Genomic DNA, 249 nt, shown 5'->3' on the forward strand with positions numbered 1-249 from the left:
GCCAACCAACACCAACGCAGACGGGATTCATCATTTCTCAGATGAGAGGTTTCATCAATATGAACCATGGGGGCTTTTTGGATGCCAGCCCGAATAGCCTGATGTAGCGGCGTCAGCATTGAAGCCACTTTGGTTTGTGCCTCACTGATGGCTCCGATGGAGAATGTAGTGCCTAACTGTTCTTTGAGCAGAGACTGTATTTTACGGACACTCAGGTGATATTGCCCAGCTAGGACCGCAGTATAGCTG

General features: G+C 49.4%; 1 protein-coding gene. It reads right to left on the reverse strand.

Going from position 1 to position 249, the window contains the following annotated elements:
• A partial coding sequence (locus P8629_RS12440) for an IS66 family transposase (protein WP_278166410.1) occupies nucleotides 1-249 on the reverse strand: 249 nt, incomplete at both ends.

It is taken from the genome of Hydrogenovibrio sp. 3SP14C1 (genome assembly GCF_029625905.1).
Classification (GTDB): domain Bacteria; phylum Pseudomonadota; class Gammaproteobacteria; order Thiomicrospirales; family Thiomicrospiraceae; genus Hydrogenovibrio.